Below are 14,702 nucleotides of genomic sequence, written 5' to 3' on the forward strand. Positions count from 1 at the left end.
GGAAAAGGCCACCGAACCGGCGGTGTGCCTCAATAATCAGTGGTGCCGCATGCGCCGGGACGGCCGTCGTCCCGATGGAACGGCGAGCACGGCGAGGCACAATGCAACCATCGCGAGCCCGATAAACTCAATCGCAAACGCGTCCATGACAATTCTCCCCAACAGTTCCTAGACTTGTCGGGGTCATGTTGATCGAATCTTAATTAGGGCAATTGCGGCCGAAAGCGCACGATTGAATGGTGGACGCGCGCTTAACAAGCGCGGTTAACGCCTCAGGTGCCGCAGAACGTTTGGTGCACGCGCTGGTGCGGCTCGGGCGGCTCGGCGTAGGCCGCGAACGCCGGCTGGTCCTCATAGGGGTTCGACAGCACCGTCAAAAGCTCTTCGAACGGCGCAAAATCGTCATTGGAGACCGCTGCCTGGATCACGGCCTCAATGCGGTGGTTACGCGGAATGAAGGCGGGATTGACGCGGTGCATCGCCAGTTGCCGCTCGGAGGCTGATTGCGGCTCCTCTGCGATCCGCTGGCGCCAGCGTTCGGCCCAGGGGTCGAACGCCGTGGGATCGACGAACAATTCGCGCACCGGCTCGCTGTTGGCCGGATCGGCGGCGATGTCGCCGAGGCGGCGGAAGGTGAGGGTGAAGTCGGCCTGGTTCTTCGTCATGGCGTCGAGCAGATCCTGCACCAGGGCCTCGTCGCCGTCGCGCGCCGTGAACAGGCCGGCCTTTCGCCGCAAGCCTGCCTGATAGGCCTCGGTGAATTTTTCCGCGAAGGCGCCGAGCGCGAACTGGGCCTGCTCGATCGCCTTGTCCTTGTCGTCGGAAAATAGCGGCAGCAGGCATTCGGCCAGACGCGTCAAATTCCACAGCGCAATGCGCGGCTGGTTGCCATAGGCGTAGCGGCCCATCTCGTCGATCGAGGAGAATACCGTCGCCGGATTATATTCGTCCATGAAGGCGCACGGGCCGTAATCGATCGTCTCGCCGGAAATCGAGGTGTTGTCGGTGTTCATCACGCCGTGGATGAAGCCGACCAAAAGCCATTGCGCGACCAGATTCGCCTGTCGGGCGATCACTGCGTCCAGCAGCGCGTGATAGGGGCGGTCGGCCTGCGCCAGATCAGGATAGTGGCGGGCGATGACGTGGTCGGCGAGCTGCCGCACGCCGTCGGTATCGCCGCGTGCGGCGAAGAACTGGAATGTGCCGACGCGGATATGGCTCGCAGCGACCCGTGTCAGCACGGCGCCGGGCAGCACGGTTTCGCGCATCACGCTCTCGCCGGACATGACGGCGGCGAGCGAACGCGTGGTCGGGATGCCCAGCTTGAACATTGCTTCGCTGACGACGTATTCGCGCAGCACCGGCCCCAGCGCGGCCCGGCCGTCGCCCCGGCGCGAGAACGGGGTGGGGCCGGAACCCTTGAGCTGGATATCACGGCGGACGCCGTCGCGGTCGATCACCTCGCCAAGCAGGATGGCCCGGCCGTCGCCCAGTTGTGGCACGAAATGTCCGAACTGATGGCCGGCATAGGCCATGGCGATCGGATCGGCCCCTTCGGGCACGCGTTTTCCGGCCAGGATTTCGGCGCCTTCCGGGGTCGAAAGCAGGTCGGGATCAAGGCCAAGCTGCTCGGCCAGCGGCCGGTTCAGCTTGATCAGCCGGGGGGCTGCTACGGGGGTCGGGGCGACACGCGCGAAAAAGTTTGCTGGCAGCGCCGCATAGGTGTGCTCGAAGGGGAAATGCACCGTCATGGCCCCAAGATAGGCACGCGGACGGCCTTTTTCGAGCCCAAAACCGCCTCCGCATTCGGTTGCCGCCATTAGCCGCCTCGGCTAAACCCTCCCGCAATTCGGAACAGCCTTTTGGCCGCCGATTCGACCCCTCCGACATCTGTTTTTTCTGGAAATTCCATGCATCGTTACCGGACCCACACCTGCGGCGCGCTCCGCGAGAGCAACATTGGCGAAACCGTTCGCCTGTCGGGCTGGTGCCATCGCATCCGCGACCATGGCGGCGTGCTCTTCATCGACCTGCGCGACCATTACGGCCTGACCCAGTGCGTGGCGGACCCGGATTCACCGGCGTTCAAGGATGCCGAAAAGCTGCGTTCCGAATGGGTGGTGCGGATGGAAGGCAAGGTGCGCCGCCGCCCCGAGGGCACCGACAATCCGGAACTGCCGACCGGCATGGTCGAGCTCTATGTCAGCGACATCGAGGTGCTGGGGCCTGCCGGCGAATTGCCGCTGCCGGTATTCGGCGAGCAGGAATATCCCGAGGACATCCGTCTCAAATACCGCTTCCTCGACCTGCGCCGCGAAAAGCTGCACCAGAACATCATGACGCGCGGCGCGATCATCGATTCCATGCGCCGGCGCATGAAGGAGACGGGCTTCTTCGAATTCCAGACCCCGATCCTGACTGCCTCATCTCCGGAAGGCGCGCGCGACTTCCTGGTGCCGTCGCGCATCCACCCTGGAAAATTCTACGCGCTGCCGCAGGCGCCGCAGCAGTACAAGCAGCTCCTGATGATGTCGGGTTTCGACCGGTATTTTCAGATCGCGCCCTGCTTCCGCGACGAGGACCCGCGCGCCGATCGCTTGCCCGGCGAGTTCTACCAGCTCGACGTCGAGATGAGCTTTGTGACGCAGGACGACGTGTTTGCGGCGATGGAGCCGGTTGTCACCGGCGTATTCGAGGACTTTGCCGACGGCAAGCCTGTCACAAAAGGCTGGCCGCGGATTCCTTTTGCCGAAGCCATCCGCAAATACGGCACCGACAAGCCCGACCTGCGCAATCCGATCGTGATGCAGGAGGTCTCCGAGCATTTCCGCGGCTCCGGCTTCAAGGTATTTGCGCGGATGCTGGAAGACTCGAAGAACCAGGTCTGGGCCATCCCCGGCGTCGGTGGCGGTTCGCGCGCATTCTGCGACCGCATGAACTCCTGGGCGCAGGGCGAGGGTCAGCCGGGCCTCGGCTACATCATGTGGCGCGAGGGCGGCGAGGGCGCTGGTCCCCTCGCCAATAACATCGGACCGGAACGGACGGCGGCGATCCGCGCTCAGCTTGGCCTCAAGGAAGGCGATGCCGCGTTCTTCGTCGCTGGCGATCCGGAAAAATTCTGGAAGTTCTCGGGGCTCGCGCGCACAAAGCTCGGCGAGGAATTGAACCTGATCGACAAGGACCGGTTCGAGCTCGCCTGGATTATCGACTTTCCGATGTATGAGTACGACGAGGAGAACAAGAAGGTCGATTTCTCGCACAACCCGTTCTCGATGCCGCAAGGTGGGCTGGAGGCGTTACAGACGCAGGACCCGCTTACCATCAAGGCGTTCCAGTACGACATCGCCTGCAATGGTTACGAGATCGCCTCCGGCGGCATTCGTAACCACAAGCCGGAAGCGATGGTGAAGGCGTTCGAGATCGCAGGCTATGGCGAGCAGGAAGTCGTCGACCGCTTTGGCGGCATGTATCGCGCCTTCCAGTACGGCGCGCCGCCGCATGGCGGCATGGCGGCCGGCGTTGACCGGATTGTGATGCTGTTGTGCGGTACCACCAACCTGCGCGAAATCTCGCTATTCCCGATGAACCAGCAAGCAATGGACCTGATGATGGGCGCGCCTTCGGAAGCCACGCCGAAGCAGTTGCGCGAGCTTCACATCCGGACCAATCTGCCCGACAAGAAGTAGCTTATAGACCCGTCGAAGCCTCGATCCGGAACTGAGCCAGCGCCACTACCGGGTCGGTCTTCAATAGTTGGATGAGCTGCAACATCGGGACCTTGCCGAGCGGCGTAAGCTTGATGTTCAGCGTTTGTCCGGGAGTTTCGAAAAAGCGGGCGAGCGCCTGAGCTGCCGCCACGGCATCGGGATTGGTCGTGGCAGCTTCCTTGCCGGCCGTCCTCAAGCCCTCGGCAATGGCGCTTCGGGCCTCCTCCCGACTGATGTTTTGCTCACGGGCCTGTTGCGCGACCGTGAAGTCGACGCCGCCGGTGTCTCGCAGTACCAACTCAAGCGTTCCGGCCTCTATTTGCGCCGCCGCCGCCGTTGCCTGCGCCAGATTGGGCGAGAACGCTCCTTTAGGCACGTTGGCGAGCGAAACCCGCACCGAAGCCTTCAGGACGCCGCCGAGTTCGAGCGACGCCGGTTCAAGTGCAAACGTGCGCGATGCTTCCGCCCAGGCCGCGCCGAGATCGAGGTCCAGCACTGCCGTGTCCAAGCCGGCCGCAACCAGCATTTTCTGTGCAGGATTGCTCGCATCGAGCGGGGCTGCCATTTTCAGTGCCAGTCGCAACTTGCTCGGAATCGGCCCGACGAATTGTCCCCAATCCAGATTGATCGTGTCGATCGTGATGCGCTTGCTGGTGTTCTTGAACGGCGCGGCGAAGGTTTTCAGCTCGACGCCTTCAAGCAGTGGCAACAGACCGAGCGCTTGGTCCGGAGAAGGCGGCGGGGCCGGGGTTGCATACAGTGCCCCAAATCGCATCAGGCCGGCGAGGTCGAGGGATTTCAGCGCGAAGCGCCCGACCTTGAAAGGTCCTTTTGGCGTGCTCGTGTCGAATCCTTCGAAGGCAAACTCGCGAACCTTGCCATCCTCCAAGTTGAGCCGCATCGCCGATAGCTTGCTCGAGCCGCCCGCCGGTATCTCCAGCGAGATGTCGCGTGCTTCCATATTTCCGATCCGCAAGCCTTGATAGAATCCGGCGACATTCTCCATCATCTGGCGCGCCTGCGCCGGGCTGGGCGTGGTGCCTGCCGGCGGTATCATCGCCAGCAGCGTTTCGAGCTTCATCCGCGACGGCCGCAGTCCCACATCGTCAACTGTCAATCCTTCTATCCGCGTGCGCACGCCTTGTGGGGCGGTGATGGTATAGGGGCCGGTGGCGACCTGCCGATAGACGCGGCGATAGCGATCGTCATTCGCATTCTGTGGATCGATAGCCGCTGCAATCGCCATCGCATCGAAATCGAGCATCGCAAGATTTGTCATCTCGCCCACGACCTTCTGCGGCCTGCCTTTTTCCAGCGTCGTTACCGCGAACGAGAAGCCGTCGACCTTCGTGGTGGAAATCTTGCCGTCCTTGATGCCCTGCGCTTCAAGGCCGGCATAGCTGAAGGTGCCGTCCTGTGGCGAGGTGCCGAAGCGCATGGTCCCGACGATGCTGGCGATGCTGATCGAAGCCGCGTTGATCCCTGCAAACTGCCCGATGACAGCGCGGTATTGGTCGATCGCCGACGAGGAAGCTGGCTGCGGTGGCAGGCCGGCCGGGCCGGAATAGTCCTTCACGGTGATGAGCGGCGCCTTGTAGGTGACGGAGGAGCCCGGCTGCGTCCCGATCGTAGCTGCGACCTCGACATCCGCGGCCTCAATGCTGTCGGCAGAAAACCGTGTCGCATCCTGTTGAGAGACGTTTGAGGCGACGATGCGAGCGATCTTGATATTTGCCGGAGGTTGCGCCGACGATTGGGTAGCAATGTCGGCGACTGTCACGGTACGGCTCAACAGGTCGAACGACACCTTGCCGTAGCTGGCTTTGCCGCCCGCCGCACGAATCTGTTCGAATGCGCCCTCGATCCCGCTGACGACGCGATGCTGCATGTAGAATTGCATGCCGAAAAAGCCGCCGACCGCGATCGCAATGGCGGCGAGCACGCCGCCCAAAATCTTCACCATCCGGTCAGCTCCGATTACCGATTGAGCACAGGCGAACCTGCCATATTGTCGGGTCCAAATGACCGCGGGAGGAGGGACGTTCATGGTAGCCGGTTTGGCGATTTTGGTCGATCCGGCTCATTGTTGACCCGCTGCTTTCGGATATTGCATCAAGTGGTTGCGCATGCTTCACATCCGGCCCAATCTGCCGCAAAACGAAGACAAACCGCCGACATCCTACGGCGGGGTCGAGGAAGCCCGCGGGGAGCGTGTATGTCGTCCAGTTCTGAAGAACTCCATTCCGCAGCCTTGGCCTATCACCGGCTGCCGCGGCCGGGAAAACTCGAGATCCAGGCCATCAAGCCGCTCGCCAACCAGCGCGACCTGGCGCTGGCCTATTCGCCGGGCGTGGCGGCGGCCTGCACCGAAATCGCCAAGAACCCGGCGGAAGCGGCTTCGCTGACCACCCGCGCCAATCTGGTGGCGGTCGTCTCCAACGGCACTGCCGTGCTCGGGCTCGGTAACATCGGACCGCTGGCGTCGAAGCCCGTGATGGAAGGCAAGGCGGTCCTGTTCAAGAAGTTTGCCGGTATCGACGTGTTCGACATCGAGATCGGCGCCGATACCATCGAGCGGGTGGTCGAGACGGTGGCGGCGCTCGAGCCGACCTTCGGCGGCATCAATCTGGAGGACATCAAGGGACCGGAATGCTTCGAGATCGAGGCGCAGCTCAAGGCGCGCATGAAGATCCCGGTATTCCACGACGATCAGCACGGCACCGCCATCATCGTCGGCGCGGCGATCGTCAATGCGCTGATGCTCAACGGCAAGAAACTGCCTGATGTGAAGATCGTCTGCTCCGGCGCGGGTGCCGCGGCGATCGCCTGCCTCAACCTTCTCGTGTCGATGGGTGCGCAGCGCAAGAACATCTGGGTCTGCGATATCGACGGCGTCGTGCATGAGGGCCGCAACACGCTGATGGACCGCTGGAAGGCGGTCTACGCGCAGAAGACCAACGCACGCGTGCTCGGCGACGTGATCGGCGGCGCCGACATCTTCCTGGGGTTGTCGGCGCCCAACGTGCTGAAGCCCGAAATGGTCAAGCAGATGGCGGACAAGCCGCTGGTGATGGCGCTTGCCAACCCGGTGCCGGAGATCATGCCGGACGAGGCGCGCAAGGCTCGCCCCGATGCGATGATCTGCACTGGACGCTCGGACTTCCCGAACCAGGTCAACAACGTCCTGTGCTTTCCCTTCATCTTCCGCGGCGCGCTCGATGTCGGCGCCACCGCGATCAATGAGGAAATGAAGCACGCCGCGGTCGACGCGATCGCGCAGCTTGCGCGCGATCCGCCGTCGGACGCAGTCGCGCATGGTTTTGACACCGGCGAGACGCAGGGGTTCGGCCCGGGCTCGCTGATCCCGAGCCCGTTCGACCCGCGGCTGATTTTGCGGATCGCGCCGGCGGTGGCGAAGGCCGCGATGGACTCCGGCGTCGCGACGCGTCCGATCAGGAATTTTGATGAATATCGCGCGCTGCTGGAGCGCTTCGCCTTCCGCTCCGGCCTCGTCATGAAGCCGGTGTTTGCCAAGGCAAAGACCCAGCCGGTGCGCGTGATCTATGCCGAAGGCGAGGACGAGCGTGTGCTGCGCGCCACGCAAGTGGTGCTGGAAGAAAAGCTGGCGCGGCCGATCCTGGTCGGGCGTCCCTCGGTGGTGGAGACGCGCATCAAGCGCTTCGGCCTCGCGATCAAGGCCGGCCAGGACTTTGACCTCGTCAACCCCGAGGACGACCCGCGCTATCGCTCCTATGTGCAGTCCTATATCGATGTCGCCGGCCGGCGCGGTGTCACGCCGGATGCGGCGCGCACGGTGGTGCGCACCAACAACACGGTGATCGCGGCGCTTGCGGTGATGCGCGGTGAGGCCGATGCCATGCTCTGCGGTGTCGAAGGCCGCTACATGAGCCATCTGCGGCACGTGCGCGAGATCATCGGCTTCCTGCCGGGTATCAGCGACTACGCGGCGCTCGCGTTGATGATCACCAGCAAGGGCGCTCATTTCATCGCCGATACCCAGGTGCGGCCGAACCCGAGCGCGGAGGAACTCGCGGAAATGGCCTCGCTGGCGGCGGTGCATGTCCAGCGCTTCAACATCAAGCCGAAGATCGCGTTCGTGTCACATTCCGATTTCGGCAGCTACGATACCGAGTCCTCGCGCAAGATGCGGCGGGCGACCCAGATCCTGAAGGACAAGCACCCGGAGATCGAGGCGGATGGCGAGATGCAGGGCGACACCGCGCTGTCGCAGGCCGCGCGCAACCTGATCCTGCCGCAATCGCAACTGGAGGGTGAGGCCAACATCCTGATCATGCCGAACCTCGACACCGCCAACGTCGCCTATCAGATGATCAAGGCGCTGGCGGACGCTCTTCCGGTGGGCCCGATCCTGATCGGCCCGGCGCGGCCGGCCCACATTCTCACGCCCTCGGTGACCGCGCGCGGCGTGCTCAATATGACGGCGGTGGCGGCGGTCGAGGCGCAGGAGCGGGCAGGTCGCCAGCAGCCGAGTTTGTTCGGCTGATGGCGGGTTTGAACGGTTCCTGTTTGCGAGGCGTGATTTGATCGTTTGAAAAGCGAAAGCGGAACGCTCATAATGGTTTGCGCGGCTTGCCGCATTTGCATTTTGAGGGGACGATTATGCCAGCGTTCATTACTTTCGGGCGGGTCTTGTTCGCCGTGCTTTTCATTTACACCGGCGCGACAAAGCTGTTCAGCATCCAGCCGACGGCCGACTACATCGGTTCGAAAGTAACGATCCCCTCGCTGCTTGCGCCCTACACCGCCCAGCTCGAAACCATGACCGGCATGACGACGCCGCAGATGCTGGCGATCGGGGTCGGCGGTTTCGAGATCATCGCGGGCCTCTTGATCGCACTCAACTTCGGCGCGCGCTTCTTCGCCATCCTGATGATCATCTTCATCTGCTTCGCAACGTTCTACTTCCATGATTTCTGGAACCAGACACCGCCCGAGAATGCGAAGACGCTGATCGATGCCCTGAAGAACCTGTCGCTGATCGGCGCGCTCTTCATCATCGCCGGCTATGGCAAGGGCCCGCGCTCGGTCGAGCCGGCGTATGGGGACGTGTAGCGCTCTGGGAAATTGAGCCCGGTTCAAAAAATCGCAAAACAACCCCATGCACAGTAGGATTGGCGCTCGTTCGCGGTACTAGGCCACCCTCCGCCATGGTGTGACGGAGACCTGATCCACAGGATCGAGCATCTGCGTTGGACCCGCCTTCAGGCCGTGTGACGCCAGCACCTGCTGCGGCGTGCGCTCAGGCACGCCGGGAAAGCAGGGCTCGCCGCCCGGCAGGTGCACGTTTGGCGCGAGCGACAGCCAGAACGTGTCGTAGCGGTCCATGAACATGCCGAACACGCCGGGGCCGCCGATGATGGCGACGGTGCCGGAGGTGACGCCTGCCTGCTCGCAGGCAGTCTCGAATGAAGCGCCGTCGGGATTCCACAACAGCGCCCTGGGATATTCCGGATCGGGCGCGGTCGCCTCGATCCTGCGGGTCAGGACGATCCGCCTGCGCTTCGGCGAATTCGGTTGCTGCTCATGCGAGTTTCGGCCATGCACGATCAGGTCGGCATGGTCGAGCGCGGCACTGAAGAATTGCTTGTCGCCCTCGAACTTCAATTCGTCCGGCATGACGTTCTGCGCATTCGCCAGCATGCCGTCGGCGGAGACGATGACATAGCCGTCGATGCGCAGCGCCATGTTGGTGGGCTGTCGAAGCCTATTCCGAAACCGTGGTGACGACGCTGGACACCGGGCGCGAGCTCACGGTCGGCAACTTGAGATCCTTGATGACCTCTTCCTCATACTTTGCGATCACCTGCACCGGCTCCTTGGCCCGCATCGCGACCACCTTGTAGCCGCCGGCCTTCAGGCGCTTGAGAAGTTCGGGCACGGCTTCGCCGGTATGCTTGTGGAAGTCGTGCATCAGGATGATGCCCTTGCCGAGCTTGTCGACCTTGCGCATCACGGTGTCGATCACTTGCTGCGCGTTCCTGGCCTTGAAGTCGAAGGAGTCGAGATCGCAGGAGAACATCGCGATGTTGCGTTCACCGAGATAGGTGACCATCTCCGGCGGATGCTGTAGGGCGGGGAAGCGGAAGAACGGTGCCGGCGAAACGCCGCCGAGCGCCCATTTCACGGCGGCAAAGCCCTTTTCGATCTCTTCCTTGCGCTGTTCTTCGTTGAGCTTCTTGTTGACCAGCGCCTGGTGCGACCAGGTGTGGGTGCCAACGGTGTGGCCCGCGGCGTACACTTGCTTGAGGATTTCCGGATAGTAGGTGGCGTGCTTGCCGATGGTGAAGAAGATGCCGGTGGTGCATTCTTCCGCCAGCGCCTTCAGTACGGCCGGCGTGTTGACCGGCCACGGACCGTCGTCGAACGTCAGCACCACTTCCTTGTCGCGCAGGAAGTCGAGCGTCTTGAAATGCTCGAAGCCGAAACCCGGTCCGCCGGTCGTGTCGATCTCGACGGTGCGGCCGACACCGAGGGCATTCGGATTGGTGCAGGCGGCACGTGCGGGCTGCGGCGGCTGTTTTACGGCGACTGGAGCCGGGGCGGGTGCTGCCTGCGGAGCGGCAGCGGCCTGAGGCGCGCCGGGCGCCGCACTCTTGGCGGCGGGAGGCGTCTGCGACCATGCCGCGCTCGACGTCAGCAACGAGACCGTGCCGGCGAAAATGATACCTGCCGCAATACGCATGGTGTTTTCCCTAAAAGTTTCCCTGTCGTCCGGTGCCATTTCTGCCTGACCCGAACCTCCGCCCCGTCAGCATATTACCCTAGTTGGAGCGGCCCCGCCAACGCAGGGAGGACACAGTCCCCGATTTGTCGTGGGGGCCGGTTAACTACGGGGCTAATTCAACTGGCGGCCAGCGCCCGAGCGACGGCGGTTTTCACGCGCGTATCGCCGGGCGCCACGCTTTCCGGGAACACATCTGCGATATAGCCGTCGCGGCCGATCAGGTATTTGTGGAAGTTCCAGCGCGGGACCTCCTTGGGCCGCGCTTCCGCCGCCCATTTGTAGAAGGGGTGCGCGGCCGGACCCTTGACCACGGCCTTGGCGGCCATCGGAAAGGTGACGCCGTGTTGATGATGTGCGGTCTCCGTGATTTCGGTCGCGCCGCCCGGTTCCTGTCCGCCGAAATCGTTGGAGGGCACGCCGACGATGACAAGGCCGCGGCCGGAGAACTCGGTCCACAGCTCCTGCAAGCCGGTATATTGCGGGGTGTAGACGCAGAGCGAAGCGGTATTGACCACGAGCAGCGGGCGGCCGGTGTACTCCGCCAGCCTGATGTCGCCACCGGCCAGTGCCGGGAATGAAAAGGCGTAAGCCGTGATCCTGCTGACGGCGCCCTGCGCCAGAGCGGTGCGCGAATATGACGGTTCGACAATCGCAGCCAACGCTGCCGCGACAAATATCCTGCGGTCGATCATGGTCATCCCTCAGGTGACGCCAACCTTCAGAATAGCCCAGCCGCAGGTCAACTGCTTTTCAACAAGCCGTTATGCGCGCGGCGGGCACCACGGCAGCGGCAGAAACGGGACATAATATCTGTTCCATTCGCAGATCGATTGCGGCCCGGTGCGCTTGAACGCGTATTTGACCGGCTCCGCCTGACCGACGGCGAGATGCAGCGCGAACAGCGTCATGCCGACGGCGTACGCCCATTTGTTGAAACGAAGATCGCTCAGACGATCGAGCAGGATGGCCCCGGAAAGAATAATCAGCGGGTCGGTGAAGATAAAATACTCCGCCTTCAACCCGCGCCGCACGCCCAGCGCGTCGATGCCGATCGCCGCCAATAGCAGCATCAACGATTGCAGCACGACGAGCCGGTCGCCGCGCCGCCATGCCACCACGAGGCCGGGGATGATGAGCCAGACCAGGAATACCGTCGGACGCGGCGAGGAGTGCAGGAAGAAGGTGTAGCGGGCGAGAACGGAGCCGATACCTTGTAGCAGCACGGCCAGAACGCCCGACAGCCCGGTTGCACCGCTGCCGCTGGCATCGGCAAACACCAGCATCTTCTCGACCGGGTTCATGACGGCGATCACGTTGCGTCCGTCATATGCGGCATAGAGCAACAAGAGAGCGAGTGCGGCGGCCGCGATCATCGCGAGCATCGACGTCAGCGTCTCGGCGACGCTGACGCGCCAGATCGCGGCATAGGCGATCATGCAGCCGGCGATCACCAAAGCGAGCGCGACCTGATAGACGCCGTAGCGTCCAAACAGGATAGGGCGGAATTGCGCGGCTTCGAACAGCGCGCGATCGAACCCGGCGGCGATCAGCGGCGAGGCGATCCAGAGTGCAGCGGCGGCCACGGCCGCTGAAATGGCGGTTGCCACCCATGCGGACGGTGTATTGCGCCAGAACGGGACGCTCGCGCTTTCACGGCTTCCGAACGGCAGCACGAGAAAAGGCAGTGCGCCGATCAGAAGGATGACCTGCACCTTGTTTTCCATGCCGATCATGCAGAGCGCGGCGGCCAGCGCCAGCGCAAGCGGGCGGCCGACAGTGGCACGGCGGCCGGCGATGATCAGGACGAGAAGCGCAAAAATGACGGGGCATGCCGCGACGAGCTCGCTGCGCAGGATGCGCAAATGCACGGCAACGCCCCCGGAAAAGGCAAAGGCCAGCGTTGCCAGCATCGCCACGCGCCAGTCGCGCACCACCGCGCGCATCAGCCCGGCAAAGATCAGCACACAGCCGGTCGCGATCAGGAAGACCAGCAAACGGCCGGCGCGTACCGCTTGCGTCATCGCGGCGTCGAAGGCGGCCGCATCGGATGCGGGGGGGATGGAGGATAGCGACCATGCATCCAGCAGGCCGAGGGCGTGCAGAAGCGCGAACCACCATTTGGTCGACAGGATCGTCAGGTAGGCGGTGTGATCGAAAAAATATTGCGGCTTGCCGTCATTCAGCGCGAGCGCGCTGTGGATCACCATGAAATCCATGTCGGCATTGCGCCAGTAGATCACGGCGTAGCCGAACAGGAAGAATGAGGCTGCAAGGCCGGCGACGATCGCAGCCAGTCCCCAGCGCCAGCCGAGAAACGTCAATCGGTCGAAATTGTCTGCTGACGCCGTTTCGGGCGGCGCGTCCGGAGGAGAACTCATCATGCCGGCCGAGGTCTACCCCAGCCGTCAATCCGCCGCTACCGCAGCCTGACGATGAATTCCGTGCCTTCGCCGGTTTCGCCGCCCGCGTTGATGCTCTGGTCGGACACCATGATCGAACTGCCGCTGGTAAGCACCTCGGCGATGCGGGCCATAGCGTCCGCCGGCACGGTGATGCGGTCCAGCGCTTCGGCCGGGCTGTTGGGCGCCGGCACCGGTTTCGCCTCTGCGGGAGCCGCGGCCGCGCCTTTGCGGCGGCGCGAGGCGCGCTCGCCCTCGTCGTTCTTCTGCGCGTTGCGTGCCGTGACCGGCATCGAAAGCACCGACCAGCGCAGCGCGTTGGTGTCGCTCTTGTCGACCTCAGCGGTGAAGACGTGCGTACCCAAGAGGCGCTCGCTCGGTGCAATCGTCACCGGTACTTCGAACACCGGCTTGAAATTCTGCCGCACATAGAGCTTTCCATCCTTGCGGCTGATCAACACGGCGACCTGGCCCTCGCGCTTCAGTTCGTTCTTCGCGACGCCCGGCAGGCGCGAGGGGTCTTTCTTGACGTCGGCGGGTGCATCCGCAGCCTTGGTCTCGGCGGGCTTGGTCTCGGCAGGCTTGTCGGCCGCTTTCGGTTCATCCGTCTTGGCCGTTTCCGGCTTGGCGGCGTCGGGCTTTGCAACCCCGGCAGTTGCTTCGGCCTTGGCCTCGGCTTCGATCTTCTCGGGCGCCTTCTCTTGCGGCTTGGCGCTGATCTCGGCTTTTGCCGTCGAATGATCGGCGGCCGTGGTCTCGGCCGGCTTCTCTTCGGACACCGCAGTGTCGACGCTCTTGGGAACTTGGTCGGCGGCCTTCGCCGTTTCCGGCTTTGCTTCGTCCGATTTGGTCACTTCCGGCTTGGCTGCGGCAGCCGCCGTCTTCGTCTCGCCGGAAGCTGCGGCAGGAGAAGCATCGGACATCGTGACGGCCGCGCGGGCGGGCATGGAGCCGCTTGCATCCGCCGTCTGGGTCAGGGCATGGCCGACCGTCGATCGCAGTTCGAGCCCGGCATCGGCGCTATCGCTCGTCTTGGCCGCCGGCTGCGCATCAGCGCCCTTGTCCGACTTGATGCCGACCGGCGCGTCGACCTGCGGCATGTCGCCGGCCACCGGCACCACCTTCTGCGTCGCGAGCAGGGGATGCGAGAAAGCGCTTGGCGTGATTTCGCCGGGAGTCACGATCACGCGCGCGCCCATCCTGGTCCAGTTCCACATCTTCACGGCAAATGCCATCGGCATGCGAATGCAGCCGTGCGAGGCCGGATAGCCCGGCAGCACGCCCTGATGCATTGCGATACCCGACCAGGTGATCCGCTGCATGTACGGCATCGGCGCACCGCTATAGATGTTGGAATGGTGCATCTTGTGCTTCTGGATGATGCTGAACACACCCATCGGCGTCGGATGACTCTTGGTGCCGGTCGAGACCGGGCTTTCCGCGAAGAACCCGTTGGCGTCGTAAACCCTTACGCGCTGCTTTTCGACCGAGATCGCAATGATCAGCGGGCCGACCGGCTTGGCGCCGGTTTCCTTTTCGGCCTTCTCCATTTTTTTCTTGTCGGTGGCCTTGCGCGCGCGCTTGCGTTGCGGGACAGGCTGGACGGGCCGATAATAGCCGGGGTCGTAGTCCTGCCAGTAGTACAGGGCAGCCTCGGATTGCGAGGTGGCGCCGATCGTGCCGGCTGCCGTCAAGACTGCCACTTTCCAAAAACGCCCGGTGGCCGTGTCCGCGATAGAAATCCGATGCCCGCTCACGCGCATAATCCTTTGGGAATCCCGGCCCTCAGTATGTGTTGGTTGTCGCAGACGCCTATAACGTTCACCAGAA

Annotated in this window: 10 protein-coding genes; 3 read left to right on the forward strand and 7 right to left on the reverse strand. The window is 63.4% G+C overall.

What is annotated here, in order from left to right; translation table 11 throughout:
* Window positions 1-272: 272 nt before the first annotated feature.
* Entirely contained in the window at window positions 273-1,751 is a 1,479-nt protein-coding gene (locus JQ628_RS13000) for a protein adenylyltransferase SelO (protein WP_212223156.1), read from the reverse strand.
* A gap of 159 nt (window positions 1,752-1,910) precedes the next feature.
* Between JQ628_RS13000 and aspS the strand changes: the two genes are divergently transcribed.
* Window positions 1,911-3,686 carry an aspartate--tRNA ligase gene (gene aspS / locus JQ628_RS13005; RefSeq protein WP_212222959.1) on the forward strand — a complete coding sequence of 592 codons (1,776 nt, stop codon included), beginning with the start codon at window positions 1,911-1,913 and terminating at the stop codon, window positions 3,684-3,686.
* 1 nt (window position 3,687) lies between these two features.
* Here the strand turns inward: aspS and JQ628_RS13010 are convergent, their stop codons facing one another.
* Complete coding sequence (locus JQ628_RS13010) at window positions 3,688-5,670, reverse strand: hypothetical protein (protein ID WP_212222960.1); 1,983 nt, start codon at window positions 5,668-5,670, stop codon at window positions 3,688-3,690.
* A 252-nt stretch (window positions 5,671-5,922) separates the two neighbouring features.
* On the opposite strand from JQ628_RS13010, the gene JQ628_RS13015 reads away from it, so the two are divergent.
* Together JQ628_RS13015 and JQ628_RS13020 are read left to right on the forward strand one after the other, a co-directional pair.
* On the forward strand, window positions 5,923-8,232 hold the full coding sequence (locus JQ628_RS13015) for an NADP-dependent malic enzyme (protein ID WP_212222961.1): 2,310 nt from the start codon (window positions 5,923-5,925) through the stop codon (window positions 8,230-8,232).
* A 116-nt stretch (window positions 8,233-8,348) separates the two neighbouring features.
* Window positions 8,349-8,801 carry a DoxX family protein gene (locus JQ628_RS13020; RefSeq protein WP_212222962.1) on the forward strand — a complete coding sequence of 151 codons (453 nt, stop codon included), beginning with the start codon at window positions 8,349-8,351 and terminating at the stop codon, window positions 8,799-8,801.
* A 78-nt stretch (window positions 8,802-8,879) separates the two neighbouring features.
* Here the strand turns inward: JQ628_RS13020 and JQ628_RS13025 are convergent, their stop codons facing one another.
* The 5 genes from JQ628_RS13025 to JQ628_RS13045 form a co-directional block, all read right to left on the reverse strand.
* Window positions 8,880-9,434, reverse strand: a complete 555-nt coding sequence (locus JQ628_RS13025) for a dihydrofolate reductase family protein (RefSeq protein WP_212222963.1) — start codon at window positions 9,432-9,434, stop codon at window positions 8,880-8,882.
* A 19-nt stretch (window positions 9,435-9,453) separates the two neighbouring features.
* Window positions 9,454-10,431 (reverse strand): polysaccharide deacetylase family protein, encoded by a 978-nt coding sequence (locus tag JQ628_RS13030; protein ID WP_212222964.1) that lies wholly within the window; start codon window positions 10,429-10,431, stop codon window positions 9,454-9,456.
* 158 nt (window positions 10,432-10,589) lie between these two features.
* Complete coding sequence (locus tag JQ628_RS13035) at window positions 10,590-11,165, reverse strand: glutathione peroxidase (RefSeq protein ID WP_212222965.1); 576 nt, start codon at window positions 11,163-11,165, stop codon at window positions 10,590-10,592.
* Between the two features lie 69 nt (window positions 11,166-11,234).
* Window positions 11,235-12,851: a hypothetical protein gene (locus tag JQ628_RS13040; protein WP_212223157.1), complete on the reverse strand. Its 1,617-nt coding sequence runs from the start codon at window positions 12,849-12,851 to the stop codon at window positions 11,235-11,237.
* Between the two features lie 38 nt (window positions 12,852-12,889).
* Window positions 12,890-14,635: a L,D-transpeptidase gene (locus JQ628_RS13045; RefSeq protein ID WP_212222966.1), complete on the reverse strand. Its 1,746-nt coding sequence runs from the start codon at window positions 14,633-14,635 to the stop codon at window positions 12,890-12,892.
* Window positions 14,636-14,702 lie beyond the last annotated feature (67 nt).

Source organism: Bradyrhizobium lablabi (genome assembly GCF_018129385.1).
In the GTDB taxonomy this organism is placed as follows: domain Bacteria; phylum Pseudomonadota; class Alphaproteobacteria; order Rhizobiales; family Xanthobacteraceae; genus Bradyrhizobium; species Bradyrhizobium lablabi_C.